Source organism: Pseudomonas macauensis (assembly GCF_047902425.1).
Lineage (GTDB): Bacteria > Pseudomonadota > Gammaproteobacteria > Pseudomonadales > Pseudomonadaceae > Pseudomonas.
On sequence record NZ_CP138377.1, the window covers coordinates 4,192,355 to 4,218,102 of the forward strand.

The 25,748-nt window shown below is 65.5% G+C and carries 20 protein-coding genes and 3 tRNA genes; 3 read left to right on the forward strand and 20 right to left on the reverse strand.

Features of this window, described 5'->3' with window-relative positions:
- Positions 1 to 10: 10 nt before the first annotated feature.
- The 7 genes from SD196_RS19165 to SD196_RS19195 form a co-directional block, all read right to left on the reverse strand.
- Entirely contained in the window at positions 11 to 1,978 is a 1,968-nt protein-coding gene (locus SD196_RS19165; protein WP_275610933.1) for a DUF1302 domain-containing protein, read from the reverse strand.
- A gap of 472 nt (positions 1,979 to 2,450) precedes the next feature.
- Complete coding sequence (gene pepN, locus SD196_RS19170) at positions 2,451 to 5,108, reverse strand: aminopeptidase N (RefSeq protein WP_416310557.1); 2,658 nt, start codon at positions 5,106 to 5,108, stop codon at positions 2,451 to 2,453.
- 350 nt (positions 5,109 to 5,458) lie between these two features.
- Positions 5,459 to 6,286 carry a DUF2797 domain-containing protein gene (locus SD196_RS19175; RefSeq protein ID WP_416310558.1) on the reverse strand — a complete coding sequence of 276 codons (828 nt, stop codon included), beginning with the start codon at positions 6,284 to 6,286 and terminating at the stop codon, positions 5,459 to 5,461.
- A 13-nt stretch (positions 6,287 to 6,299) separates the two neighbouring features.
- Entirely contained in the window at positions 6,300 to 6,560 is a 261-nt protein-coding gene (locus SD196_RS19180; RefSeq protein WP_275610930.1) for a YeaC family protein, read from the reverse strand.
- Positions 6,561 to 6,761: 201 nt separating this feature from the next.
- Positions 6,762 to 7,628 carry a rhomboid family intramembrane serine protease gene (locus tag SD196_RS19185; RefSeq protein WP_416310559.1) on the reverse strand — a complete coding sequence of 289 codons (867 nt, stop codon included), beginning with the start codon at positions 7,626 to 7,628 and terminating at the stop codon, positions 6,762 to 6,764.
- Positions 7,625 to 8,605 (reverse strand): metallophosphoesterase, encoded by a 981-nt coding sequence (locus SD196_RS19190; RefSeq protein ID WP_343572652.1) that lies wholly within the window; start codon positions 8,603 to 8,605, stop codon positions 7,625 to 7,627. The genes SD196_RS19185 and SD196_RS19190 overlap by 4 nt, the downstream gene beginning before the upstream one ends.
- Positions 8,605 to 9,492: an NAD(+) kinase gene (locus SD196_RS19195; protein WP_152224645.1), complete on the reverse strand. Its 888-nt coding sequence runs from the start codon at positions 9,490 to 9,492 to the stop codon at positions 8,605 to 8,607. The genes SD196_RS19190 and SD196_RS19195 overlap by 1 nt, the downstream gene beginning before the upstream one ends.
- Before the next feature lie 101 nt (positions 9,493 to 9,593).
- Here SD196_RS19195 and SD196_RS19200 point away from each other — a divergent pair, with 101 nt between their 5' ends.
- Entirely contained in the window at positions 9,594 to 10,538 is a 945-nt protein-coding gene (locus SD196_RS19200) for a DUF1853 family protein (protein ID WP_275610927.1), read from the forward strand.
- Here the strand turns inward: SD196_RS19200 and SD196_RS19205 are convergent.
- The 3 genes from SD196_RS19205 to SD196_RS19215 form a co-directional block, all read right to left on the reverse strand.
- Complete coding sequence (locus SD196_RS19205) at positions 10,526 to 11,437, reverse strand: 1-aminocyclopropane-1-carboxylate deaminase/D-cysteine desulfhydrase (protein ID WP_416311756.1); 912 nt, start codon at positions 11,435 to 11,437, stop codon at positions 10,526 to 10,528. The genes SD196_RS19200 and SD196_RS19205 overlap by 13 nt on opposite strands.
- A gap of 42 nt (positions 11,438 to 11,479) precedes the next feature.
- Positions 11,480 to 13,036: a chromosome partitioning protein ParA gene (locus SD196_RS19210; protein ID WP_275610926.1), complete on the reverse strand. Its 1,557-nt coding sequence runs from the start codon at positions 13,034 to 13,036 to the stop codon at positions 11,480 to 11,482.
- A gap of 261 nt (positions 13,037 to 13,297) precedes the next feature.
- Positions 13,298 to 15,331, reverse strand: a complete 2,034-nt coding sequence (locus SD196_RS19215) for an NADPH-dependent 2,4-dienoyl-CoA reductase (RefSeq protein ID WP_275610925.1) — start codon at positions 15,329 to 15,331, stop codon at positions 13,298 to 13,300.
- Between the two features lie 213 nt (positions 15,332 to 15,544).
- On the opposite strand from SD196_RS19215, the gene SD196_RS19220 reads away from it, so the two are divergent.
- On the forward strand, positions 15,545 to 16,663 hold the full coding sequence (locus SD196_RS19220) for a nitrilase-related carbon-nitrogen hydrolase (protein WP_416310560.1): 1,119 nt from the start codon (positions 15,545 to 15,547) through the stop codon (positions 16,661 to 16,663).
- On the forward strand, positions 16,660 to 17,697 hold the full coding sequence (locus SD196_RS19225; RefSeq protein WP_331315941.1) for an AraC family transcriptional regulator: 1,038 nt from the start codon (positions 16,660 to 16,662) through the stop codon (positions 17,695 to 17,697). Before SD196_RS19220 ends, SD196_RS19225 begins: the two co-directional genes overlap by 4 nt.
- A gap of 252 nt (positions 17,698 to 17,949) precedes the next feature.
- Here the strand turns inward: SD196_RS19225 and SD196_RS19230 are convergent.
- The 10 genes from SD196_RS19230 to accD form a co-directional block, all read right to left on the reverse strand.
- Positions 17,950 to 18,026, reverse strand: a tRNA-Asp gene (locus tag SD196_RS19230).
- A gap of 97 nt (positions 18,027 to 18,123) precedes the next feature.
- Positions 18,124 to 18,200, reverse strand: a tRNA-Asp gene (locus tag SD196_RS19235).
- 16 nt (positions 18,201 to 18,216) lie between these two features.
- Positions 18,217 to 18,292, reverse strand: a tRNA-Val gene (locus SD196_RS19240).
- 263 nt (positions 18,293 to 18,555) lie between these two features.
- Positions 18,556 to 19,323 carry an SDR family oxidoreductase gene (locus tag SD196_RS19245; protein WP_275610922.1) on the reverse strand — a complete coding sequence of 256 codons (768 nt, stop codon included), beginning with the start codon at positions 19,321 to 19,323 and terminating at the stop codon, positions 18,556 to 18,558.
- Complete coding sequence (locus SD196_RS19250) at positions 19,320 to 20,531, reverse strand: O-succinylhomoserine sulfhydrylase (RefSeq protein ID WP_275610921.1); 1,212 nt, start codon at positions 20,529 to 20,531, stop codon at positions 19,320 to 19,322. The genes SD196_RS19245 and SD196_RS19250 overlap by 4 nt, the downstream gene beginning before the upstream one ends.
- A gap of 12 nt (positions 20,532 to 20,543) precedes the next feature.
- The gene (purF, locus tag SD196_RS19255; RefSeq protein ID WP_416310561.1) at positions 20,544 to 22,049 is read right to left on the reverse strand and encodes an amidophosphoribosyltransferase; all 1,506 of its coding nucleotides are present in this window, start codon (positions 22,047 to 22,049) and stop codon (positions 20,544 to 20,546) included.
- Positions 22,050 to 22,154: 105 nt separating this feature from the next.
- Positions 22,155 to 22,697 carry a CvpA family protein gene (locus tag SD196_RS19260; RefSeq protein WP_207884323.1) on the reverse strand — a complete coding sequence of 181 codons (543 nt, stop codon included), beginning with the start codon at positions 22,695 to 22,697 and terminating at the stop codon, positions 22,155 to 22,157.
- Positions 22,698 to 22,801: 104 nt separating this feature from the next.
- On the reverse strand, positions 22,802 to 23,467 hold the full coding sequence (locus SD196_RS19265) for an SPOR domain-containing protein (protein ID WP_370599818.1): 666 nt from the start codon (positions 23,465 to 23,467) through the stop codon (positions 22,802 to 22,804).
- A gap of 18 nt (positions 23,468 to 23,485) precedes the next feature.
- On the reverse strand, positions 23,486 to 24,772 hold the full coding sequence (gene folC, locus SD196_RS19270; RefSeq protein ID WP_416310562.1) for a bifunctional tetrahydrofolate synthase/dihydrofolate synthase: 1,287 nt from the start codon (positions 24,770 to 24,772) through the stop codon (positions 23,486 to 23,488).
- The gene (accD, locus tag SD196_RS19275; RefSeq protein WP_275610917.1) at positions 24,769 to 25,644 is read right to left on the reverse strand and encodes an acetyl-CoA carboxylase, carboxyltransferase subunit beta; all 876 of its coding nucleotides are present in this window, start codon (positions 25,642 to 25,644) and stop codon (positions 24,769 to 24,771) included. Before accD ends, folC begins: the two co-directional genes overlap by 4 nt.
- Positions 25,645 to 25,748: the final 104 nt, after the last annotated feature.

Consider the following 25,748-nt stretch of genomic DNA (forward strand, 5'->3'; position numbering starts at 1 on the left):
ATGCTTGTCGTTAGAAGGAGTACTTGACGTTGAAACCGACGTTGTCGCGGTCACGTCCGGCGTTGTTCTGCCCTGCTCCGTAGAACTCGGTGTATTGCAGCTCGGCTTCCAGGGCGTTCAGGTAGGTAGCCTTGACGCCCAGGGTGTAGGCCTTGCGGCCTTCGATGAAGTTGCCGGTCTGGTAGGAGTTGCCTTCGAAGTCGTCCTTGTAGACGGCGTACGGCGAGACGTTCACGCCGGCGAACACGTCGTTCCAGGTACCCGAGAGCAACAGGGTGTAGCCGTAGGCGTTCTTGTTCACCTGATCGTCGCGGTCGTAGCCGGAGACGTAGGCGCCGTTGCCGCGGCCGGAGTAGTAGCGGGTGGTGCCATCGTAGGCGGTGTACTGCAGGTCGCTGCCGCGCAGGTGCTCGGAAGCCAGCTCCGCCACGCCCATCAGCGAGTCGAAGGACAGCTGCGGACCGAAGTTGTAGATGGTGCCCAGCGAGGTGTTGAAGGCCTCGACACGCTCGTAGTTGTGGATCTGGTCGGTGATCGCCACGTCACCGCCGCCGATGTTCACGGTCTTCCCGCTGGCCAGCTGCGGCGCCTGGACGAGCAGGTCGCCGAGCAGGTCGTTGGTGGTGGCGATGCCGATCGGCAGGTTCGGGCGGTAGGCCAGTTCACCGAACACCGAAGCGTCGCCCACCGTGGTGTTGAAGCTGAAGCCGTACATGCGGATGTTCTCGACGTACTCGCGACGGGCGTTGACCTGGTTGGCCACGTCCACCGCCGCCGCACCGTTGACCAGCCCCAGCACCTGCCCGGCCATGGCGTTGCCGCTGCCGGCGGCGGCCATCAGTTGGTCATAGGAGGAGAAGCCGCCCAGGCCGGCCAGCTGGTCCATGTCCAGACCGGCGTAGCTGCGGTTCAGGTCGGCGTAGATGGTCGGTTCCTTGGCGTGGTAGTTGACGAAGTAAAAGCCGAACTCGGTGGAGTTCAGTTCTTCGGCAATGTAGTGGAAGGCCACGCCGAACTGGCCGTCGTTCTTGGCATTGATGTCCTTGCCGACGTTGGCGACCTTGAACACGCCGTTGGAGTCCAGGTACTGGGTGCCCTGCAGGCCGCCGACATGGGCCGCCGAGAGCTGCGGATAGAGGCTCTGGAACAGCGGGTTGGCCAGCGCACCAACAGTGGTGTAGGCGGTGTTGCCGCCATCGGCGAACAGGTCGGTTTCGGAGAAGTAGGTGCCGACCGGGTCGAGACGGGTTTCCTTCCAGTTCCACTGGTAGAAGGTGTCCATCGACAGGTTGTCGGTCAGGCCGATGTTGAAGCTCACCGCCTCCACCGGCATCAGCACTTCCTTGAGCTCGGCGCCTGGCAGGCGGAACTTGGCGGCATCCACCGGGTTGGTGGTGTTGACGCCACCGCGGTAGAAGAGGCCCTCGCCCCAGTTGAAGACCTGGCGGCCCAGGCGACCGGTGACCGGATGCTCGGCCACGTCCCAGTTGCCATAGACATAGGCGTCGAGGATTTCCGCACGGCTGCCGGCGGTATCGCGGGTCTCGCTGGTGAAGTGGTCGTTGTTGGGGTAGCTCTGGCTCGGCTGCGGCGGCTGGTTGTGGTCGTAGTAGTCGTTGCGCTTGTCCATGATCTGGGTGTCATAGAACGCCGAGCCGCGCACGAACATGCCGTAGTTCTTGTAGGTCGCTTCCAGGTCGGAAGTGATCTTGTACACCTCGGAAACCAGGCCGGTATCGAAGTTGCGGTTGCCGTCGTTGCCGTTGATGTCGTTGTTGCTCTTGTCCTGCCCCTGCACACGCCACAGGGTGCCGTAGGAGACCGTGGTATCCAGCGAGCCGCTCACCTCGCTGTCGAGGAAGCTGAACTCGACGGCGGCAGCCGGAACCGACATCAGCAGAGGTAGGACACCTGCCAGGGCAAAACCCGCGCGAGCAGGTGCGAAACGCAAGACGCTCTTGCGAACCGGGATTTCCATTAGGACTCACTCCATGGACTGATCATTCTGTAAGGGCGCCGCCACTGCGGGCGGTTCGCCTCGTCAGCCGTTATTCCACGGCCTTGTTGTCGTGCTCCCCAAGGTGCTCGACACGCCCCCGACCCAATGGCCAGGCAAAGGCTAAGCGGGATCGGCCGGTGCAACGCCGATGCCAATTGCTGTAAACGCGCTGAATCTACTTACAAAATTTAAAGATATGGCCCGCTACTTTTTGTGACTGATCATCCACTGATCAACCCCACTGACCGATTGCGCCATCGCCCTCTCGAAATGGCGCGATCCGCCCCTGGAAGGCCCGACGCAGACGGGGCGGCACCCTGGCGCCAATTCACCCCAGCGATAAGGCGACCATCGTTTAATTTCGATAAGTAACAAAAAGGTGTTACCAGCCAATGCTGGTAACACCTTCAGAGAGGCAGGCGGCGCCCCGGACGGAGCGCCGGAGGGAAGATCAGGCGAGGCTCTTGCTGACCACCTCGAAGACATCGCTGGACAGCTCGCCGGACGCCAGGATGCGTTCCAGTTCGGCACGCATCAGCGCCTGCCGCTCGGGCGCGTACTTGCGCCAGCGGGTCAGCGGAGTGAGCAGGCGTGACGCGATCTGCGGGTTCAGCGCATTGAGGGTGATGATCTGGTCGGCGAGGAAGCGATAGCCCGCGCCGTCCGCGCGGTGGAAGTTCACCGCGTTCTGGTTGGCGAAGGCACCGATCAGCGCACGAATCTTGTTCGGGTTCTTCAGGGTGAAGGCCGAATGATTCATCAGCGCCTGCACGCGCTCCAACCCGCCCGGCAGGGTGCAGCCGGCCTGGACGCTGAACCACTGGTCCATCACCAGCGGGTCGTCCTGGAAGTAGTCGGCGAACATCGCCAGCGCCTCGGCCTTCTCGCTTTCGAAGGAAGAGTTGACCAGCACGGCCAGCGCGGTCAGGCGCTCGGTCATGTTGTCACAATCCTTGTACTGCTCCTGGCAGGCGGCGAGCACCTCGGCCTTGCCGCTCTGCATGAGGTAGGACAGCGCGATGTTCTGCAGGCTGCGGCGGGCGATGTGCGAAGCCTCGGCCACATAAGCGGTCTCGCGGGATTGCTTGCGGTTGGCCTGGTAGCGCTCCCACAACTGCTCGTGCAGCGCCGCGCCGATCTGCTGGCGGGCGAACTCGCGGGCGGCGTGGATGGCGTCGACGTCGGCCACCTCGCTGATCTCGGTGAGGTACGCCTCGCTGGGCAGCGAGAGCATCTCGGCGACCATCGCCTGGTCGAGACCGGTATCCAGCAGCAGGGTGCGGAAGGCGGTGATCAGGCGATCATCCAGGACAAGCTTCTCGCCGCGCAGGTGCTGGCCGATCAGCTCCTGCAGGACCTGCACGGACAGTTGCTGGCCAGCTTCCCAGCGGTTGAAGCCATCCTCGTCGTGCTGCATGAGGAACATCAGCTGGTCGCGGTCGTAGGGGAAGCTCAGCTTCACTGGCGCGGAGAAACCACGCAGCAGCGACGGCAGCGGCTTCTCGGCCAGGCCGACGAAGGTGAAGGACTGCTCGGCCTGGTCCACGGTCAGCACGCGGTCGCTGCCGTGAGCATGCTCTTCGCCCTGCAGGCGCAGCGACAAGGCGTTGCCCAGCTTGTCGATCAGGCCCATCTGCACCGGAATGACGAAAGGCTGCTTCTCGCTCTGTCCCGGCGTGGCCGGGCAGCTCTGGCGGAAGGTCAGGGTGTAGGTCTGCGCAGCAGCGTCGAAGCTCTCCTCCACCGCCAGGCGCGGGGTGCCGGACTGGCTGTACCAGCGCTTGAACTGGGTGAGGTCCACGCCGTTGGCGTCTTCCATGGCCTTGACGAAGTCGTCGCAGGTCACGGCCTGGCCGTCATGGCGCTCGAAGTACAGGTCGGTGCCCTTGCGGAAGCCCTCGGCGCCCAGCAGGGTGTGGATCATGCGCACCACTTCCGAACCCTTCTCGTAGACGGTCAGGGTGTAGAAGTTGGAAATCTCGATGAAGGAATCCGGGCGCACCGGGTGCGCCATGGGGCCGGCATCCTCGGCGAACTGGTTGGTGCGCAGGAAGGCCACGTCCTCGACGCGCTTGACCGTGCGCGAGTTCATGTCGGCGGAGAACTCGCTGTCGCGGAACACGGTGAAGCCTTCCTTGAGCGACAGCTGGAACCAGTCGCGGCAGGTCACGCGGTTGCCCGACCAGTTGTGGAAGTATTCGTGGGCGACCACGCCTTCGACGCGCTGGTGCGCGGCGTCGGTGGCGGTCTCGGCCTTGGCCAGCACGCAGCTGGAGTTGAAGATGTTGAGGCCCTTGTTCTCCATGGCGCCCATGTTGAAGTCGTTGACCGCGACGATCATGAAGATGTCCAGGTCGTACTCGCGGCCGTAGACCTTCTCGTCCCAGCGCATCGAGTTCTTCAGGCTGTCCATGGCGTGCTGGACCTTGTCGATGTTCTCCGGCTCGACGTAGATGCGCAGCGTCACGTCGCGCTCGCTCAGGGTGGTGTACTGGTCTTCCACGCACCAGAGGTCACCGGCGACCAAGGCGAACAGGTAGGCCGGCTTCTTGAACGGGTCCTGCCAGGTCGCCCAGTGGCGGCCGCCCTCTTCCGAACCGCTGGCCACCGGGTTGCCGTTGGACAGGAGCACCGGGTACTTGTGCTGCTCGGCCGACAGCGTGGTGGTGAAGCTGCTCATCACGTCCGGACGGTCGAGGTAGTAGGTGATCTTGCGGAAGCCTTCGGCCTCGCACTGGGTGCAGAACATCTTGCCGGACTTGTACAGGCCTTCCAGCGCGGTGTTGCTTTCCGGATGGATGCGCACGGTGCTGTCGACGGTGAAGGTCTTGGCCGTCGGCTGCAGGGTCAGGTGGTTCTCGTCGAGCTGGTACTGACCGGCTTCGAGGGTCTGGTCATCCAGCGCGACCGACAGCAGCTCCAGTTGCTGGCCGTCGAGCACCAGCGGCGGCAGGCCGTCACCGCGCTCCGGGTTGCGGCGCATCACCAGCTGGGCGTGGACCAGGGTGTGGTCCTCGTACAGCTCGAAGGTCAGGTTGGTCTCGTCGATCAGGTACTCGGGCGCCTGATAATCCTTGAGGTAGATGACTTTCGGTTGCTCGGTACGCATGGCTTTTGGCCCCTTGGCAGGCGGCCGGCCCGATAGGCCGGCCGGAGGAATCTGGGTACTGACTCTAGCGAGCCAGAGCGAAGCAGGCGAGTCGGAACCGCATCTATCCCTAGATGCGGCTCCGGGCCGGAAATTCAATGAGCTTTCGATCAGAACCTGTTTACGATCTCGCGAGCTAGAGCGGTAGTAGGCGAAACGACCAACGGGAGTAACAGCCAAAGGCTGGCCCGAAGGGTAAGCGCCAGCGAATAAAAGAGCCCGAAGAGCGGAGTTTACGCGCTGTAAATGAGCATCTGAGGGCGCTTTTCAAACGCCCTACCGCCGACGCGCAGCAGATCGTAAACAGGTTCTCAGGCGCTGATGGCCAGTTGGTACGCGGTGAACTTGCGTACATTGATCACGCCGGTATCGAAGATCAGGTACTGGCCCTTGATACCTTGCAGGGTCCCCTCCACCACCGGCGTCTTCTCCAGGTCGAAGCTGGTGATCTTGGCCGGGTAGGCTTCCACCGGGTACTGAATCTCGATGGGGTCCAGGTCGATCACCGGCTGGATCGCCTGCAGGCCGAAGCGCTGCTGCAGCGCGACAATGCCCTCGGCACAGGTGTCGAACAGTTGCTCGCGGATGGCGACCAGGTCCAGCGGCTCGGCCTCGCCCTTGAGCAGCGCGCGCCAGTTGGTGCGGTCGGTGACCTGGCTGCGCAGCAGGTCCTCGACGAAACCGGACTGCTGGCGGGTGGCCACGCGCATGATCGGCAATGCCTGGCGCGCGCCCTGGTCGATCCAGCGGGTCGGCACCTGGCTGGCGCGGGTGATGCCCACCTTCACGCCCGAGGAGTTGGCCAGGTAGACCACGTGGTCGGTCATGCAGAAGCGCTCGCCCCACTCCGGCTCGCGGCATGAACCGTCTTCGTAGTGGCACTTCTCCGGGCTCATGATGCAGCTGTCGCACTGCGCCAGCTTGGTGAAGCACGGGTAGCAGTAGCCCTGGCTGAAACTCTTCTTGGTCTTGCGTCCGCAGTGGCAGCAGAAGATTTCGCCCAGGTACTCCAGGCGCAGGGTCCTGCCGATCAGCGGGTTTACCGGGACCTCCGCCTCGCCGAGGCGGAAGGCGTATTGCACGGGGCTTTCCAGGCGCGCCGACATCTTGTCCAGGGCGCCGCGTCCAAGCTCTACCATCAGAAAGCAGCCATCAATGCAGGGTATTGGTCGAGAACAGGATGTTCGGGATCGGCTCGGCGTGGGATTCGCATTCCTGCGGGCCCATGTAGCCGGTGCGCTGGTCCTCGGGCAGGTTCTTCATCTCCCAGGCGATCACGGCCTGCAGCGACAGCTCCTTCTGCTCCTGGGACAGCTTGCGGCCATCGGGCCACTTGCCAATTTCCACGGCGAGCTTGAGGCTCTCGTAAAGCTCGGGGGTGATGTTCTGGATCATTTCGGCGAAGGACGACATGGGCCGGCTCCTGCTGGAGAAAAACGAAGCCGGCATTCTACCGGGCCAAAGGCTTTGGCGCACGAACAGAGGTCAGGCGGTAGGTGATTGATTCCGTGTAGGAGCGAGCTTGCTCGCGAACGGACTCGCCGGGCACTGTGGAGCCGGGCGGTTCGCGAGCAAGCTCGCTCCTACAGGTTCCGCCCCAGCGAGGAGGCAGCTTCAATGCCCTGCGCGGCGCGCCAGCAAGCCGCCGATCAGGCCGCTCAGGCAGCCCGCCACCAGCCCGCCCACGTGCGCGCCGTTGGCAATGGAGCCGAAGCCGAGCAGGTCGATCACCCCGGACAGGCATACCAGCAGCCAGATCAGCATCATCGCCACCACGCCCTTGGGCAGCTGGTAGGCCGGGGTCGGCGCCATGCGCTGGAAGATCCAGCAGTGGCCGAGCAGACCGTAGAGCACGCCGGAGAGACCGCCGAACAGGCTCGGCCCGCTGACGCCGTACTGCACGACGTTGGAGACCAGGCCGAAGCTCAGGCTCAGGCCCAGCAGCATCCCGGCGCCCTGGCGGTACTCGATGCGCCGCCCCAGCTCCCAGTACCACATGCCGTTCATCGCCAGGTGCAGCCAGCCGAAGTGGATCAGCATCGGCGTCCACAGCCGCCACCACTGCCCCGCCGCCAGGGTGTCGGTGAGCGGCAGGAACATCACGCGGTCCTCGCCGACCAGGCGGAAATCCTGGAAGGTCAGCCAGCGCAGGGTTTCCGGGTAGGTACCGAGCAGGGTCACGGCGGCGACGGCGCAGGTCACCAGCAGCACCGCCGCGGTCATCCAGCTCAGTTTCAGCTGTTCCAGGAACCCGGGCCCGCCACGCCGGCGCTCGGCCTGCACGCTGAACTGAGGGTCACCCTGGGGATAACGCTCGTACAGCGTGCGCACCTGCTCGGCCAGCTGGGCATTGGGCACCCAGAGCACCTGCTCACCCGATTCCTCGCTGACCCGGAAAGGGACATTCAGGCGCCGCAACAGGTTGACGAACTCGCCCAGGTCGACCGCCGCCGGCAGCCGTATCGCTTCAACCACACTCACGCATCGCCCTCCGGACGCTTCACGTCCACCCACACGAACTTGCTCCGCTCCAGACGTGTCTCGTCGTCCAGCCGATAGGCCGCAAGCTTGCCGTACATCACCGCGCTGTAGTCCAGGCAGGCCAGGTTGGGCCGGATCGGCGCGGGCGTACCGCGCCGCCAGTAGTGACCGACGAACAGCAGCGGCTCGTCGGCGCCATAGGTCAGCAAACGGGACTTCTGCTCGTCGCTCAGGCGCTCGCTGGCCACTTCGTCAGGCAGCGCATCAGGCTGGAACACGATGTCGCCGTAGGTTTCCGGTGCGCGGTCCTCCTCCCAGAACTTGGTGCGGAAGAACGAACGGGTGAAGCCATCGCTGCCGGTCAGGGTCAGGCCATTGGGCAGGCGCATGTCGGTGCCACGCAGCAGGCGGTCACAGGCCTGCTGGGCGAAGCTGCCCGGCTCGGCAGTGGCCTTGAGGAAGGCTTCGTCGATGCGGCCGTCGTGGAACTGCTGGCGCAGCGCGTCGATCACGTCGTGGTCCCAGCAGGCGTGGACCATGCGGAAGCGTCCGGCATCGAGAAACAGCGGCATGGCCTGGAACCAGCCGAGGAAATCGCGCCAGTCCGCCGGATGGCCTTCGAACTGATCCAGGGTTTCCTTGATCAGCCGGGCGTGGCGCGGCGTGTGCTCGCGCACGTACTGCCGGCCGCTGCCGGGCGCCGCCGGGGTCGACCAGCCAAGGGCGTTGAACTCGTGGTTGCCCATGATGCACAGCGCTTCGCCGGCGGCGACCATGTCGTGCACCCGGTGCAGCGCCTCGCGGATGCGCGGCCCACGGTCGATGATGTCGCCCAGGAACAGTGCCTGCCGCCGCGCATGCCGCCAGACACCACCCTGCAGCCGGTAGCCCATGCGCTCCAGCAGGTAATCCAGGGTATTGGCGCAGCCGTGGATGTCGCCGATCAGGTCATAGCCGCGTGAGGGGTCGAGTTCCATCACTCGCTGCTCCCGAGGCGACTGCCCCAGCCCAGCTTGGTCCGGCAGACCTCGTAGTAGTTGTGGTCGATCGGGTGGATCAGGCGCAGCTTCTGCGGCTTCTTGCTCACCGTGACGGTGTCGCCGGGCGCGCAGGTGAAGTGGTTCTGGCCGTCACAGGACACCTGCGGGTAGATCTGCATGTTCGGCGAGACGACGATCTTCAGCTCGCTGTTGCCGTCGACCACGATGGGCCGTCCCGAGAGGGTGTGCGGATACATCGGCACCACGACGATGGCGTCGAGCTTGGGATGCATGATCGGCCCACCGGCGGACAGCGCGTAGGCGGTGGAGCCGGTCGGGGTGGCGACGATCAGGCCGTCGGCCTTCTGGCTGCAGACGAACTGGCCGTCGATGTGCAGCTCGAACTCGATCATCCGCGTGGACTTGCCGGGGTGCAGCACCACGTCGTTCAGCGCATCGCCCTGGCCGATGGACTCGCCATGGCGGCGTACCTGGGCGTCGAGCAGGAAGCGGCTCTCGACGATGTACTGGCCGCCGAGCACTTCGGCGACCTTGGTTTCCAGCTCGTCCGGGCGGATGTCGGTGAGGAAGCCCAGGCTGCCACGGTTGATCCCCAGCACCGGCACCTTGTGCCGCGCCAGGGCGCGCGCCGCGCCGAGCATGCTGCCGTCACCGCCGACCACGATCACCAGGTCGCAGATCTCGCCCATGATTTTCCGTGAACAGGTCTGCAGGCCGTGGCCGGGCAGCACCTCGGAGATGGTGTCCTCGAGGATCACGTGCAGGTGGCGTTCGATGAGGAAGCGCTTCAGCCGACGGATGGTTTCCAGGACCTGGGTGCTGCCCAGGCGGCCGATGATGCCGATGTTGCGAAAGGGTTCCATGGGACTCCGGGCGGCTTTGCGATGCGGGAATGACGGAATTATGGGCGAAACGCCGAAGCAGCGGCAAACCGCAGCGCGAGCTGAGCGGCTAGGCTAGAGGGATGAGCGCTCTGACCCCACTCCTGAACGAACTGCTGACCGAGCTGCGCCAGCCACAAGTCCGCGATCTGGCCTGGACGCTGCTCTCCCCGCCGCTGCTCAATCCGGGCAGCCCAGCCCTGCGCCACCCGCTGACGGCCAGCCGCTGGCTCGCCGAGCCGTCGCGATTGGCCGACTGGCTGCGCGCCCAGGAACACTCGCCCGCACACCTGCTGGAACAGTTGCAGAGCACACCCCACCAGCGCCTCGGCCGCTACTACGAGCGCCTCTGGCAATACGCCCTGGAACAGGCGCCTGACCTGCGCCTGCTGGCCGCCAACCTGCCGGTGCGCGACAACGGCCACACCCTGGGTGAACTGGACCTGCTGCTGGAAGACGACGACGGCCTGCATCACCTGGAACTGGCCATCAAGCTCTACCTCGGCCCCAGCGAGGATGGACCCAACGCCTGGCTCGGTCCCGGCGCCGAAGACCACCTGCTGCGCAAGATCGAGCACTTCTACCAGCACCAGTTGCCGCTCTCGGCGACGCTCGAAGGCATGTGCGTGGTTCGCGAGTTCAGCGAGGCCACGCCCTCGGCCGGGCTCTGGCTCGGCGGCTACCTGTTCTACCCCTGGCCGGCGCGCTGCCCGCCGCCCGCTGGCGCCAGCGAGCATCACCTGCATGGCCGCTGGCTGCACCGCCAGGAATGGCCGCGCTATCAGGAGTTACACCCCGAGGGCTGGCAGGTACTGTCGCGAAAACACTGGCTGGCACCGGCGGCGTACGACGCCGATGAGCGCTGGACCGCCGCGCAGTTTGACGACTGGCTGACGGAGCTGCCGGAGGACGGCTTCCCGCAACTGCTGGTCCGCCTGGCGTTCCAGGACGGGCGCTGGCGCGAACAGGAGCGTCTGTTTCTGGTGGGCGACCGTTGGCCGCGGGTGCACGGCGGCTATTCGCGCTGAGCGGCCAGCGCCAGGAGGCGTTCCTGCATGGCCCGCCGCCCCTGCAGCCCCCCCGTATGCACGGCAACTATGCGACTACCACGCGCGACCCGCCCGGCGGCGACCTCATCGTGCAGCGCCAGCAGCAGCTTGCCGGTGTACATCGGCTCCAGCGGCACGCCGCATTCAGCTTCGCTGTCCAGGATGAAACGCGCCAGCGTCTGGTCGATCCGCGCAAAGCCACCCCGGCTGGCGTCGATCAGGCGGTAGCCGCACGCCTCGACTCCCGCCTGCGCCAATAGCGCGGGCACCTGTTCCTCGACGCCATGCCCCGGCGGTACCGCCAACGCCCCCACCAGCGGATGCGCGCCGCTCTCGCCCAGCACCAGGCCGGCCAGCGTCGTACCGGTGCCGCAGGCGACCCACAGCTGCTGATAATCCCACCAGCCAATGCCCGCCAACTGCTCGCGAATCATCGCCACCAGCGACACGCAGCCCCGCGCACCGGGCAGACCGCCGCCACCCTCGCCCACCGGCAACAATCCGGGATAGCGCTCGCGCCAGGGCATCCAGAAGTCCGGCTCATGGCGCCGGCGATAGCCGCCGTAACCCAGCCAGTGCAATTGCATACCGAGCTGGCGCAGGTCGGCAATCGTGGGGTTGTCCTGCTCTTCGCCGCGCAGCAGCCCGACGGTGCGGAAACCGAAACGGGCGCCGGCTGCGGCCAGGGCGTGAAGGTGATTGGAATGGGCGCCACCCAGGCTCATTACACCATCGAGACCGAGATCGGCGGCCTGCTTCAGATAAGGCGCGAGCTTGAACCACTTGTTGCCGCAGATGAGGGCGTCGACCTGGTCCAGGCGCAGCAACGCCAGCTCGACGCCGGCGCGCTCCAGCCAGTCCAGGTGAACGGGTTGCAGCGGTGCGACGGGGCGCCAGTCAGGGTACTGCAAAGCGTCCGCTTAAGCCGTGGTCACGCTGCGCAGGCGGCCAGCGGTCTTGTGGCGGGCGCAGCAGTTGCTGTCGCCTTCGACGAAACGTCCGGGTGTCTCCACACGGTCGATCGGCAGGGCACAGCGGTCACCGTTGGACAGCCGCCCCTCGCAGGTCGGCTGCTGGTAATGCGCCAGCCACTGGCGGTACTGGTCTTCGGAGACGAAGCACTTGGCGGCGGCGAAGGCCATCGGGTTTTCCTGATAGCGGGTGACATCCCCAAGCGACAGGGTCAGGTGGCCGGCGCCCGGATGATAGACCACGAAAACCACGCCCTGGCCGGCCAGGCGCTCCAGCATCGAGCTGTCCGCCGCCTTGGTAGACTGCAAAGCCAGCTCCTGGCGCAGGTTCTCGACGCTCTGTTGCAGCAGCTCGGCCTGTAGGGCCTGCTCACGCAGTTGCGCGCTCTCCTGCTGTAGCTGCGTGCTTTCCTGGCGTAACTGCTCGATGTCCCGACGCAGTTGATCGAGTTCCCGGCGTTGCTTTTCGGTCTCCTTGCGCAGCTTCTGGTTTTCCTGCTGAAGCTGCTGGCTCTCCTGCTGCAATCGCTGCCCCAGCTCGTTGCGATAGCCCAGTTCCGCGTCGCGGACGGAAACCTGCTGCTGGTATTGAGTCTCCAGTGCGGCGATACGGGCCTTGGCCTCATCTTCGATCTGCTGGCGCAACTGCTCCATCTCGTCGCGGCCGCTCTCCTCGATCTGCCGCAACTGGGCGGTCAGTTCTTCGCGGCCACGCTGGAATCCGCTGACCTGCCCGTCCAGTTCGCGGCGCAGGTCGGCGTTGATGTCTTCTTCGCGCTTGAGCCCTTCTCGCAGCGCCGAAACCTCGGCCTGCAGCACCTTGACCTGCTCCTGCGCACCGAGCTTCAGGCGGTTGAGCTCCTGCTCGTGCTGCTCGCTGATCTGCGACAGGCGGGTCTCGTGCTGGTCGAGCAGTTCGGCGGTCTTCTGCTGGTGCTCCTGGAGCATCTCCCGCGCGAGCTTCTCGGCGGTTTCCCGGGATTCCTCCTCGGAGGGTGCGTACCACTGGTGCTCAGCCGCCATCTGCAGGCGCTGCGGCTCGACGGATGCCGGCTCCTCTTCGACCAGCACCCCCAGGTTGTTGCGCTTCGCCGCAGCGCGGAGCTGCGCCAGGTGATTGCTGTCACCTTCAAGAACGGGGTCCCACAGGTGCATCTGGTGCCAGGACACCGGGCACTGACTGCGGCAGGCCAGACGAATCGGGCCGGCGCCCAAGTCCGGGCCACGGCCAGCGCGCTCGGCCAGGTTGCGCAGGGGCAGGTTCCAACCGCGATCAGCCTCGCCGTTCTCGTCGAAGTCCAGGTAGAAGAAGACTGCCGTCTTGACCAGCAGGCGCGGGTTGATCAGCACATAGGCCAGGCGTACCTGCTGCTCGGCGAGATCCGGCATCTGCACGACGTTGTCGAGCAGCGCCTCGAATTCGGGGTAGAGCATTTCCTTACAAACGCCACGGTCATTGAAGAAGACCACGGCTTCCACCATCTGAGGCTTCTTCTGCATGCTCATCGATTGACCTCTGGGCCTGTGCGGGAGGAAGTCTGGGAAATGATGCCGTAGGAAAGTGGCACCCTGATGGCAGGAATGCCCTGACATCCGGACCAGTCTAGGGGAAATAATGTCGCAGGCAATGTGACTGGGTTGGCACCCGACCTGCCGGTCAGGTTAACCGGGCGAGCGGCGAGATAAATCTGTGATGCAGTTTGTCATTCCGCAAAAAACACAGGCCCCGGAGGAACTTTCCGGGGCCTGTGTTTAGGGACTTACGGCTCAGAGTTCAGCGGCGAGGCGCGAGCCCTGATTGATAGCGCGCTTGGCATCCAGCTCGGCGGCCACGTCGGCGCCACCGATCAGGTGCACGCGCTGCCCAGCGGCCACCAGGCCGTCATGCAGCTCGCGCAGCGGCTCCTGGCCGGCGCAAACGACCACGGTATCCACCGGCAGCACCTGCGGCTCGCCGCCGGCCACGCTGATGTGCAGGCCATCGTCATCGACCTTGAGATATTCGACGCTGTTAAGCATCTGCACCTGCTTGTTCTTCAGTCCGGTACGGTGAATCCAGCCGGTGGTCTTGCCCAGGCCGTCGCCGACCTTGGACTTCTTGCGCTGCAGCAGGAACACCTGGCGCGCCGCCGCATGCGGATGCGGCTTGATGCCGGCGACACCACCACGAGCCTCCAGGCTCTCGTCGATGCCCCACTCCTTCCAGAAGGCGTGGCGATCTAGGCTGGTGGATTCACCGTCGTGAGTGATGTATTCGGAGACGTCGAAGCCGATGCCGCCGGCGCCGATCACCGCCACACGCTGACCCACCGGCTTGCGCTCGAGGATGGCGTCCAGGTAGCTGATCACCTTGGCGTTCTCGATGCCCGGAATGGCCGGGGTACGCGGGGTGATGCCAGTGGCGAGGATGATCTCGTCGAAGCCGCCCTTGGCCAGGTCGTCCACGCTGACACGGGTGTTCAGGCGCAGTTGCACGCCGGTGGTCTCCACCTTGCGCTTGAAGTAGCGCAGGGTCTCGTAGAACTCTTCCTTGCCCGGCACGCGCTTGGCGACGTTGAACTGGCCGCCGATCTCACCGGCGGCGTCGAACAGGGTCACCTCGTGGCCGCGCTCGGCGGCGACGGTGGCGGCGGACAGACCGGCCGGGCCGGCGCCGACCACGGCGATCTTCTTCACGTGTGTAGTCGGGATGTAGTTCAGCTCAGTCTCGTGGCAGGCACGCGGGTTCACCAGACAGCTGGTCAACTTGCCGCCGAAGGTGTGGTCCAGGCACGCCTGGTTGCAGCCGATGCAGGTGTTGATCTCGTCCGCGCGGCCTTCGGCGGCCTTGTTGACGAAGTCCGGGTCGGCGAGGAACGGGCGGGCCATGGACACCATGTCGGCATCCCCTTCGGCCAGCACCTGTTCGGCCACTTCCGGAGTGTTGATGCGGTTGGTGGTGATCAGCGGGATGCCGATCTCGCCGCGCAGTTTGGCGGTGACCTTGGTGAAGGCCGCGCGCGGCACCTTGGTGGCGATGGTCGGGATGCGTGCTTCGTGCCAGCCGATGCCGGTGTTGATGAGGGTGGCGCCGGCCTTCTCGATGGCCTTGGCCAGCAGGACGATCTCGTCCCAGGTGCTGCCGCCTTCCACCAGGTCGAGCATCGACAGGCGATAGATGATGATGAAGTTCGGGCCCACGGCTTCGCGCACGCGGCGGACGATCTCCACCGGCAGGCGCATGCGGTTTTCGTAGCTGCCGCCCCAGCGGTCGGTGCGCTGGTTGGTGTGCGCGACCAGGAACTGGTTGATGAAGTAGCCTTCCGAACCCATGATCTCGACGCCGTCGTAGCCGGCCACCTGGGCCAGGCTGGAGCAGTTGACGAAGTCGGCGATCTGCTTCTCGATGCCCTCTTCATCCAGCTCGCGCGGCTTGAACGGGTTGATCGGCGCCTGGATGGCGCTGGGCGCCACGGACTTGGGGCTGTAGGCGTAACGGCCAGCGTGGAGGATCTGCATGCAGATCTTGCCGCCCGCCTCGTGCACCGCCTGGGTGACGACCTTGTGCTTCTCGGCCTCTTCCGGAGTGCTCAGCTTGGCCGCGCCGGAATACACGCCGCCTTCCTCGTTCGGGCCGATGCCGCCGGTGACCATCAGGCCGACGCCACCACGGGCGCGCTCAGCGAAGTAGGCCGCCATGCGTTCGAAGCCCTGAGGCTTCTCTTCCAGACCGGTGTGCATGGAGCCCATCAGGGTGCGGTTGCGCAGCGTGGTGAAGCCGAGGTCCAGGGGGGCAAGCAGGTGCGGATAAGGGGCGGTCATACGTCCTCCAGCAGTCACGGTGGCGCCGCCCCCTCGGCTCGCGCGTGGAACGGGCGGCACGGGGTGCGGTCGGTATGGGGCAGACTCTAAGGAGCCACCCTGCCCCGCTCAATGATCAAAAGTAACAACTTACTGATCGAAGATGACACAGCGACTTGGCAACGGACGGCCCAACCCCTACCCTGTGCTGCACCTATTGAGTACACGCTCCTCATGCGCAAGCTGATCTTCCTTATCCTGGTGATCCTGTTCGCCGGCTATGCCGGTTGGGCAGAGCGTCGCCCGGTGGGCCACTACCTCTCCGACCTGCGCAGCCAGGTCGCGCTCAACCAGGGTGAACCGTCCGAACGCGGCAACCTGTTGGGCGTGCAGCCGGAACTCTTCACCCAGGACTACCAGAGCGTCGAGCGCCTGCGCCTGAAATTCCACGCCTACCTGGCCAAGGCTCGCGACGAGGGTCTGATCAACCCACGCACCGTGGTGGTCTTCCCCGAGCACATCGGCACCTGGCTGGTGGCAGCCGGCGAGAAGCCCGAGGTCTACCAGACCGAGCACCTGGCCGAAGCCATGGAGTGGATGGTCGCCAGCAACCCGCTGAAAGTGGCGCGTGGCTGGCTCGGCGCCAAGAGCGAGGACCGCATGGCCGACGCCCTGTTCCGCATGAAGGCGGTGGACATGGCCCACGACTACCAGACGCTGTTCGGCGGCCTGGCCCGGGAGTTCGGCGTCACCATCGTCGCCGGCTCCATCGTCCTGCCCAACCCACGGATCGTCGAAGGGCAGATCCGCACCGGCAACGGCCGTCTCTACAACGTCAGCCAGGTCTTTGGCAGCGACGGCCTGCCGCTGGGCAAGCCGCAACGCAAGCTGTTCCCCATCGACGAAGAGAAACGCTTTACCCGCGGCAGCGACGCCGACGACCTGCAAGTCCTGCAGACTCCCGCCGGACGCCTGGGCGTGCTGATCTGCGCCGACAGCTGGTACCCGGCGGGCTACGCCGCGCTGGCGGCGAACACGCCGGACTTCATCGCGGTGCCGGCCTTCCTCACCGGCAATGGCAACTGGAGCAAGCCCTGGAAGGGCTACAACGGCGCCGCCACGCCGACCGACGTCAAGTTCAAGCCCGGCGAGCTGACCGAGGGCGAAGCCTGGGAGCGCCTGGCGCTGGCCGGCCGCATCGGCGCAAGCGGCGCCCGTGCCGGCATCACGGTGTTCCTCCGTGGTCACCTCTGGGACCTGGGCAGCGACGGCCGCAGCCTGGTGGTCAGCGGCGACAGCCACACCCTGGCGCCGGACGGTCCGGGCGCCCGCCTGATCAACCTCTGGCTATGAGCCGTCCGACCATGCGTCTTGGCGATTTGTCCGTGGGCTTCGTCCACAGTCTCGCCGACGCACTGGCGGAAAGCGGCGTCGCACCGCAACCGCTGCTGGAACAATACGGACTGGACGCTGCGCGCCTCGGCGAGCCGGGCGCGCGCCTGTCGATTCCCCGCTACATGCGCCTGGGCCACGCCGCCATCCAGCAGAGCGGCGATCCCGCCCTGGGCCTGCGCATGGGCCAGTTGAGCCGCCCGAGCCAGAGCGGCCTCGCCGGCGTCACCGCGGCGCAGGCGCCCAACGTTCGCGCCGCCGCTCGCGCGCTGATCCGTTTCGAGACGCTGTACGCCCAGAACTACCGCGGCCACAGCAACTTCATCGAGGACACCAGCGGTGCCTGGCTGCGCTTCTATTCCATCAGCCCGTACAACGCCTACAACCGCTTCGTGGTGGATTCGGTGCTGGCCGGCTGGGTGAACATGCTCGGCAGCATCGGCGCACAACCGCTGCGCCCGGAGAAGGTCGAGATCGAGTATCCGGCGCCGGCCTGGGCATCGCGTTTCGAAGAGATGTTCGGCTGTCCGGTGGAATTCGGCGCGGAGCACAACCAGCTACGCCTGGACCAGTCAGCCCTGGGGCGCAGCAACCCGGAGCACTGCCCGAGCACCTGGCGGCAATTGCTGGAAATCTGCGAGAAGGAACTGGAGCAGATGACCCGCACACGCAGCCTGCGCGAGCGCGTCGCCCAGCTGTTGGGGCCGATGCTCAACGGCCGCGAGCCGGACCTGGAGGAAGTCGCCGCGCGCCTGAAGCTGCCGACCTGGACCCTGCGGCGCAAGCTGGCCGAGGAAGGCACGCAGTTCCGCAGCATCCTCAACGACACCCGCCGCGACCTGGCGATGATCTACATCCGCGACACCGACCTCGCCTTCGGCGAAATCGCCTACCTGCTCGGCTTCGCCTCGGCCGAGGCCTTCCAGCGCGCCTTCAAGCGCTGGAGCGGGCAGACGCCTGGGGAATTCCGCCGCGCCCAGCGTCACAGCGCCTGATCACATCTCCGTGGCGTCGTCGGCCGGCTCCGGCAGATCCTGTTCCACAGCGCGCAGTTCCAGCAGTTCTTCCTGATAGTCGTCCATTGGCTTTCTCCTGACCGTTCGATCCGGTTTTAGCAAAGACCACGAGGAAAAAGCTAGACGCGTAAGGTGACCAGACCGTGACAGCTTCTTACAAAGAGATAGCGAGGATTTTTCCGTGCGCAACGAAAAAGCCCTCAGGTATTGCTACCTGAGGGCTTTCGAATATGGCGCAGCGGACGGGACTCGAACCCGCGACCCCCGGCGTGACAGGCCGGTATTCTAACCGACTGAACTACCGCTGCGTGTCGGTTGGACTTGCGTCCGGTACAGCAACCTCCTTGCGCCTGGAGCTGTTCGCTCGACAAGCCGGTTCGGGGTAGGAACCAAGGAGGGGGAAAATGGCGCAGCGGACGGGACTCGAACCCGCGACCCCCGGCGTGACAGGCCGGTATTCTAACCGACTGAACTACCGCTGCGCGTAACTTGCGAGAGTGGTGGGTGATGACGGGATCGAACCGCCGACCCTCTGCTTGTAAGGCAGATGCTCTCCCAGCTGAGCTAATCACCCTTCGTCTCGAAGTGGGGCGCATTCTACAGCCGACGAATCCTAAGTCAATGCCCTGATTGAACTTTTTTTCATTTTCCGCGAAAAAAGTTCGGCGTGCGGTTACCAGCCTCGGTGCGGACCCAGGTTCGCGAGCAAGCGCGCTCCTACAGGGCCAAGGACCGCGTGTGCTCTTGTAGGAGCGAGCTAGCTCGCAAACAGCCCACGCTCGGAGCCACAAAAGAAAAGGGCGGCCTCAGGCCGCCCTCCTCTTCCACGCTCGACACTCAGTCGAGGTAGATCATCTTGCACGTCATGCCGCCATCGATCACCAGTTCCTGCCCGGTGACGAATCCGGCCCCCTCGCCGACCAGCCAGGAAACCGCCGCCGCAACGTCTTCCACCGTCCCGACCCGGCCGACCAGGTGCTGGTCATGGTCCAGCTCGGTCAACGGCTCGGCCTCCCGCACGCGCAGGTCGCGGGCATCGATCCAGCCCGGGGAAATCGCGTTGACGCGAATCTCCGGCCCCAGGCTGCTGGCCAGGGCGTGGGTCAGCGACAGCAGACCGCCCTTGCTCGCCGCATAGGCTTCGGAATTCGGCTCGGACTGGTGCGCCCGGGTCGAGGCGATGTTGACGATGCTGCCGTTGTGCGCGCGCAGGTATGGCGCACAGTGCTTGGCGAGCAGCATCGGGCCGGTGAGATTCACCGCCAAGGCGCGGTTCCACTCGTTCAGGCCCAGGCCTTCAAGGGGGGTGTTGTGCGGCCGGGCGATGGCGGCGTTGCTCACCAGCGCATCGAGACGGCCGTACTGGCCGATCACCTCAGCGACCGCTGCCGCCACCTGCACCTCGTTGGCCACGTCCAGCGCCACGAAACCGGCCCGCTCACCCAGTGCCTGGGCCACTTTCGGCCCGCGCTCGCGGTCGATGTCCGCCAGCACCACTTGCCAGCCTTCGGCGATCAGCCAGGCGCTAACGCCCAGGCCGATGCCACGCGCCGCACCCGTTACCAGGGCGACGCGGCCATTGCCGAAGAGTTCCGTCGCGCTCACAGGGCAGCCAGGCCCCGCGCCAGGTCGGCCGTGATGTCAGCGACATCTTCCAGGCCCACGGCAACGCGGATCAGGTTGTCACGGATACCGGCGTTCTCGCGCTCCTGCGGCGACAGGCGACCATGGGAGGTGGTGGCCGGGTGGGCGATGGTGGTCTTGGTGTCACCCAGGTTGGTGGTGATGGAGATCATCCGGGTGGCATCGATACAGCGCCAGGCCGCAGCCTTGTCGCCCTTCACCTCGAAGCTCACCACCGCACCGAAGCCCTTCTGCTGACGCTTGGCCAGTTCGTGCTGCGGATGGCTGGGCAGACCCGCGTAGTACACGCGCTCCACGCCCGGCTGCTGCTCCAGCCACTCGGCGACCTGCTGGGCCGAAGCGCTGTGGGCCTGCATGCGCACGCGCAGGGTTTCCAGACCCTTGATGAAGATCCAGGCGTTGAACGGGCTCAGGGTCGGGCCGGCGGTACGCAGGAAGCCGACGACGGGCTCCATCTGCGCGCGGCGACCGGCGACCACGCCGCCCATGGTGCGGCCCTGGCCGTCGATGTACTTGGTTGCCGAGTGGATCACCACATCCGCGCCCAGCTTCAGCGGCTGCTGCAGCGCCGGGGTACAGAAGCAGTTGTCCACCGCCAGCAGCGCGCCCTTGGCGTGGGCGATATCGGCCAGGGCGGCGATGTCCACCAGTTCGGCCAGCGGGTTGGACGGCGATTCGACGAAGAACAGCTTGGTGTTCGGCTTGCAGGCCGCTTCCCAGGCCGCAAGATCGCTCAGCGGCGGGTAGTCCACTTCGATGCCGAAGCGCTTGAAGTACTTCTCGAACAGGCTGATGGTCGAACCGAATACGCTGCGCGAGACCAGCACGTGGTCACCGGCGCTGCACAGGCTCATCACCAGGGAAAGGATCGCCGACATGCCGGTGGAGGTGGCCACCGCCTGCTCGGCGCCTTCCAGCGCGGCGATGCGCTCCTCGAAGGTGCGCACCGTGGGATTGGTGTAGCGCGAATAGACGTTGCCCGGCACTTCACCGGCAAAACGCGCGGCCGCATCGGCGGCGCTGCGGAACACGTAGCTGGAAGTAGTGAACAGGCCTTCGCCGTGTTCCGCCTCCGGGGTGCGACGCTGGCCGGCGCGCACCGCGAGGGTGTCGAAGCCGACACCCTCCAGGTCGCTGTCCAGCCGGCCGGCTTCCCATTCCTGAGCCATGCCCTGCTCTCCTTAGTCGTTATAGAGATCGATGATGGCGCTGACGGCGCTGGCCTTGGTCTTGGTCGCGTCGTTGCGCGCCTGCTCGATCTTGTCCAGATAGGCTTCGTCGACGTCACCGGTGACGTATTCACCGTTGAACACGGCGCAGTCGAAGTGTTCGATCTTGATCTTGCCGCCCTCGGTGGATTCGATCAGGTCCTGCAGGTCCTGATAGACCAGCCAGTCGGCGCCGATCAGCTCGCAGACCTCTTCGGTGCTGCGGTTGTGGGCGATCAGCTCGTGGGCGCTCGGCATGTCGATACCGTAGACGTTGGGGTAGCGCACCGCCGGGGCGGCGGAGCAGAAGTAGACGTTCTTCGCGCCGGCCTCGCGGGCCATCTGGATGATCTGCTTGCAGGTGGTGCCGCGGACGATGGAGTCGTCCACCAGCATCACGTTCTTGCCGCGGAATTCCAGCTCGATGGCGTTGAGCTTCTGGCGTACCGACTTCTTGCGCGCGGCCTGGCCGGGCATGATGAAGGTACGGCCGATGTAGCGGTTCTTCACGAAGCCTTCGCGGAACTTCACGCCCAGGCGGTTGGCCAGTTCCAGCGCAGCGGTGCGGCTGGTGTCCGGGATCGGGATGACCACGTCGATGTCGTGGTCCGGGCGCTCGTGCAGGATCTTGTCGGCCAGCTTCTCGCCCATGCGCAGGCGCGCCTTGTAGACCGAGATGCCGTCCATGATGGAGTCCGGACGCGCCAGGTACACGTGCTCGAAGATGCACGGCGCGTACTGCGGGTTGGCCGCGCACTGGCGGGTGAACAGCTTGCCGTCTTCGGTGATGTATACCGCTTCGCCCGGCGCCAGGTCGCGGATCAGGGTGAAGCCGAGGACGTCCAGGGCCACGCTTTCCGAGGCGATCATGTATTCCACGCCGTTCTCGGTGTGGCGCTGGCCGAAGACGATCGGGCGGATCGCATGCGGGTCGCGGAAGCCGACGATGCCGTAGCCGGTGATCATCGCCACCACGGCATAACCGCCGACGCAGCGGGCGTGCACGCCGGCCACGGCGGCGAAGACGTCTTCCTCGGTGGGCTGCAGCTTGTTGCGCACCGCCAGCTCATGGGCGAACACGTTGAGCAGCACTTCCGAGTCGGAGTTGGTGTTCACGTGGCGCAGGTCGGATTCGTAGATTTCCTTGGCCAACTGCTCGACGTTGGTCAGGTTGCCGTTGTGCGCCAGGGTGATGCCGTAGGGCGAATTCACGTAGAACGGCTGCGCCTCGGCGGAGCTGGAGCTGCCCGCGGTGGGGTAGCGCACGTGGCCGATACCGATCTTGCCGACCAGGCGCTGCATATGGCGCTGCTGGAAGACGTCACGGACCAGGCCGTTGTCCTTGCGCAGGTACAGGCGGTCATCCTGACAGGTGACGATCCCCGCAGCGTCCTGGCCACGATGCTGGAGAACGGTGAGCGCGTCATAGAGCGCCTGATTGACGTTCGACTTGCCCACGATACCGACGATGCCACACATGCGACGCAACCCCTAGTTGGTTTCAGGCTAAAACAATCCGTTACTCGGCAGTATCCACCGGACCTGCCGTTACGGCGACGGCTTCCCGTCGCCTCCACCTGCCCCTCACTGGGCCGGCAGCAAAGTACCCGCTCCGGACGGCGGAGCGATGGTAACGCCGGACATCCAGTGCCCGGCAAAAGTCAGAATGGTGTTCTTCGACCAGTCGGCGACGATCAGGAAATGCGGCAGCAGCACAGATTGCTGCCACCATGGGTCCTGTTGCACCGGCGCCAGGCTCAGCAGCCCGACCAGCAGCACCACCAGCAACACGCCACGGGCGCCACCGAAGACCATGCCGAGCACGCGGTCGGTGCCAGACATGCCGGTCACGCGCACCAGCTCGCTGATGAGGAAATTGACGAGTGCGCCCAGCAGCAGCGTAACGACGAAAAGAATGGCGCAGGCAGCAATGACACGCCCGGAGGGCAGCTGGATGTAGGGTGCGAGATGCTCGGCCAGCGCGCCGCCGAACATCCAGGCGACCGCACCGGCTACGATCCAGGTGACCAGCGACAGGGCTTCCTTGACGAAGCCTCGGCTCAAGCTGATCAGGCTGGAAATGACGATGATGCCGATCATCGTCCAATCGACCCAGGTAAATGCCACGTTGCGGCCCAGAAACGGAAAGGCCCCGCATTTTAGCAGAGGCCTTCGATTTAGCGGAGCCCCAGTTTGACATGGGGCTGATTGAGTAAAGCTAACGAACCGGCTCAGCCACGCTCAGGCTGGAAGCGCACCACGAAGCCATTGAGCTTCTGCTGCTTGCCCAACTGGTCGCGCAAGCGATCCGCCTCGGCGCGCTCGACCACCGGACCGACGAATACCCGGTTCATGCCGTCGAAGCTGCGCACGTATGCGTTGTAGCCCTGGCTGCGCAGTTGCTTCTGCAGTTCGTCGGCGCGAGCGCGGTTGGACAGGCTGGCCAGCTGCACCGACCAGCTGACCGGCAGATTGCTGGCATCCAGACGCTGGGCAGGAGCGGGAGCCGGGGCCGGAGCTGGCGCCTTGGGCGCGGCGCTGGCCTGGGTCTGCTGCGGCTGCGGTGCGGGAGCGGCAGGCTTGGGCGCCGGCGCAGCGGGTACCGGCTGCGCGGGAAGGCTGGCGATCGGCGCGGACGGCGCGGGGGCGGTTGGCGCGGGGGCGGCCTCCGGCTGCGCAGCGGTGTCAGCCTCTTCCGCCTGCGGCTCCGGCACCTCGGTGGGCTGCACCTCGACGCTCGGCATGGCCGGCGGCTTGGGCATTACCGGCGCCTCGACCACGACCTGACGCATCTCGTCCTCGCGGGTAAACAGCATCGGCAGGAAGATGATGGCCAGCGCCAACAACACCAGCGCGCCGACAACCCTCTGCTTGAGCCCCTTATCGAGCAAGGCCATGGATCACTCCCCTTTTCCTTATCGAGCAGCCCTGACGAGCCACTCCAGGGCATCCGCCACGCTGTAGAACGAACCGAACACCAGAATCTCGTCGTCCGCCGAAGCCGCATTGCACTGCGCTTCAAGCGCCGCGGCGATATCCGCGTGACGACTGACGCTCGCGCCACGGGCGCGCAACGCAGTTTCCAGCTCTTCCGCCGGCCGACTGCGACCGGTGGGCAGCGGCGCGACGGCCCAATCCTGCACCAAGCCGAGCACGGGTTCCAGTACGCCGTCCAGATCCTTGTCCGCCAGCAGGCCGAAAACGGCACGACGCACACCCTTGGGCGGCGCAGAGCGCAGGCGGCCGGCCAGGTAGTGCGCGGCATGCGGATTGTGCCCCACATCCAGCAGCAGATGGCGCTCTTCACCGCGCCATTGCACGCTGCGACGATCCAGGCGCCCGATGACCCGGGTGCGCTGCAGGGCGGCAGCCAGTTGCTCGGGCTGCCACGGCAGGTCCAGCAGGGCGTAGACCTGCAAGGCCAGTGCCGCGTTCTCCGTCGGCAGATCGAGTGGCGGCAGGTTATGCAGGGTCAGGACTTCCCCGGCGGCATCGCGACCGCGCCAGTGCCAGTCGCCCTCGCCCTCGCCCAGCGCCAGGTCGAAATCACGACCACGCAGCAGCAACGGCGAACCCAGGTTACGCGCTTGTTCCAGCAACGGCGCTGGCGGCTCCAGGTCGCCGCACACGGCGGGATTGCCGGCGCGGAAGATACCGGCCTTCTCGAAGGCCACGCTTTCGCGGGTATCGCCCAGCCAGTCGGCGTGATCGATACCGATGCTGGTAACCACGGCGACGTCGGAATCGATCAGGTTTACCGCATCCAGGCGGCCACCCAGGCCGACTTCCAGCACCACGGCGTCAAGGCCTGCGCGCTCGAACAGCCAGAAGGCCGCGAGGGTGCCCATTTCGAAGTAGGTCAGGGAGATTTCGCCACGGGCCGCCTCGACGGCGGCGAAGGCTTCGCAGAGCGCTTCATCGCGGGCTTCGACGCCCTCGATGAGCACACGCTCGTTGTAGCGCAGCAGGTGCGGCGAGCTGTACACGCCGACGCGCAGGCCCTGCTCGCCAAGCAGGGCGGCGAGGAAGGCGCAGGTGGAGCCCTTGCCGTTGGTGCCGGTGACGGTCACCACGCGGGGCGCGGGGCGCCCCAGCCCAAGCCGGCCGGCTACCTCACGGGAGCGGTCCAGCCCCATGTCGATCGCGGTGGGGTGGAGTTGTTCGAGGTAGCTGAGCCAGTCGGCAAGGGTACGTTGGGTCATCCTGCGAGCGCGGTACTTGGAGTGTGGGTGAACTTGGCGAGCAGCTTGGCGAGCCGCTCGCGCATTTCGGAACGATGAACAATCATGTCGATGGCGCCGTGTTCCAGCAGGAACTCGCTGCGCTGGAAGCCTTCGGGCAGCTTCTCGCGCACGGTCTGCTCGATCACGCGCGGGCCGGCGAAGCCGATCAGGGCGCGCGGCTCACCGACGATCACGTCGCCGAGCATCGCCAGACTGGCGGAAACGCCGCCGTAAACCGGGTCGGTCAGCACGGAGATGAACGGGATGCCTTCTTCGCGCAGGCGGGCCAGCGCGGCGGAGGTCTTGGCCATCTGCATCAGGGAAATCAGCGCTTCCTGCATGCGCGCACCGCCCGAGGCGGAGAAGCAGATCATCGGGCAACGATGCTCCAGCGCATAGTTGGCGGCACGCACGAAGCGCTCGCCGACGATGGAACCCATGGAGCCGCCCATGAAGGAGAACTCGAAGGCACTGGCCACTACCGGCATGCCCATCAGCTTGCCGCTCATGGAGATCAGCGCGTCCTTCTCGCCGGTGTCTTTCTGCGCGGCGGTCAGGCGGTCCTTGTACTTCTTGCTATCGCGGAACTTCAGGCGATCCACCGGTTCCAGCTCGGCACCGAGCTCTTCGCGGCCCTCTTCATCGAGGAAGATGTCCAGGCGGGCACGGGCACCGATGCGCATGTGGTGATCGCACTTCGGGCAGACGTCCAGGGTCTTTTCCAGCTCGGGACGGTACAGCACCGCTTCGCAGGAAGGGCACTTGTGCCACAGGCCTTCCGGAACCGAGCTCTTCTTCGCCTCGGAACGCATGATGGAAGGGATCAGCTTGTCTACCAGCCAGTTGCTCATGCTCTCGTCTCCAGTGCAGGGGCACGGCCTGAAACCATGCGCGTGTCCCTGAGCAAATTCATCGTCGCGGTTCCGGCCTCAAGGCCCCGAACCCCTCGCAAACA

What these genes read in the sequence shown, in the direction of transcription:
- folC (WP_416310562.1), bottom strand. Translation starts at nt 24,772, where the DNA reads ATGACCCAACGTACCCTTGCCGACTGGCTCAGCTACCTCGAACAACTC.
- SD196_RS19175 (WP_416310558.1), bottom strand. Translation starts at nt 6,286, where the DNA reads ATGGTAGAGCTTGGACGCGGCGCCCTGGACAAGATGTCGGCGCGCCTG.
- SD196_RS19265 (WP_370599818.1), bottom strand. Translation starts at nt 23,467, where the DNA reads ATGGCCTTGCTCGATAAGGGGCTCAAGCAGAGGGTTGTCGGCGCGCTG.
- SD196_RS19195 (WP_152224645.1), bottom strand. Translation starts at nt 9,492, where the DNA reads ATGGAACCCTTTCGCAACATCGGCATCATCGGCCGCCTGGGCAGCACC.
- SD196_RS19220 (WP_416310560.1), top strand. Translation starts at nt 15,545, where the DNA reads ATGCGCAAGCTGATCTTCCTTATCCTGGTGATCCTGTTCGCCGGCTAT.
- SD196_RS19200 (WP_275610927.1), top strand. Translation starts at nt 9,594, where the DNA reads ATGAGCGCTCTGACCCCACTCCTGAACGAACTGCTGACCGAGCTGCGC.
- SD196_RS19190 (WP_343572652.1), bottom strand. Translation starts at nt 8,605, where the DNA reads ATGGAACTCGACCCCTCACGCGGCTATGACCTGATCGGCGACATCCAC.
- accD (WP_275610917.1), bottom strand. Translation starts at nt 25,644, where the DNA reads ATGAGCAACTGGCTGGTAGACAAGCTGATCCCTTCCATCATGCGTTCC.
- SD196_RS19225 (WP_331315941.1), top strand. Translation starts at nt 16,660, where the DNA reads ATGAGCCGTCCGACCATGCGTCTTGGCGATTTGTCCGTGGGCTTCGTC.
- SD196_RS19180 (WP_275610930.1), bottom strand. Translation starts at nt 6,560, where the DNA reads ATGTCGTCCTTCGCCGAAATGATCCAGAACATCACCCCCGAGCTTTAC.
- SD196_RS19250 (WP_275610921.1), bottom strand. Translation starts at nt 20,531, where the DNA reads ATGGCTCAGGAATGGGAAGCCGGCCGGCTGGACAGCGACCTGGAGGGT.
- pepN (WP_416310557.1), bottom strand. Translation starts at nt 5,108, where the DNA reads ATGCGTACCGAGCAACCGAAAGTCATCTACCTCAAGGATTATCAGGCG.
- SD196_RS19215 (WP_275610925.1), bottom strand. Translation starts at nt 15,331, where the DNA reads ATGACCGCCCCTTATCCGCACCTGCTTGCCCCCCTGGACCTCGGCTTC.
- SD196_RS19210 (WP_275610926.1), bottom strand. Translation starts at nt 13,036, where the DNA reads ATGAGCATGCAGAAGAAGCCTCAGATGGTGGAAGCCGTGGTCTTCTTC.
- purF (WP_416310561.1), bottom strand. Translation starts at nt 22,049, where the DNA reads ATGTGTGGCATCGTCGGTATCGTGGGCAAGTCGAACGTCAATCAGGCG.
- SD196_RS19165 (WP_275610933.1), bottom strand. Translation starts at nt 1,978, where the DNA reads ATGGAAATCCCGGTTCGCAAGAGCGTCTTGCGTTTCGCACCTGCTCGC.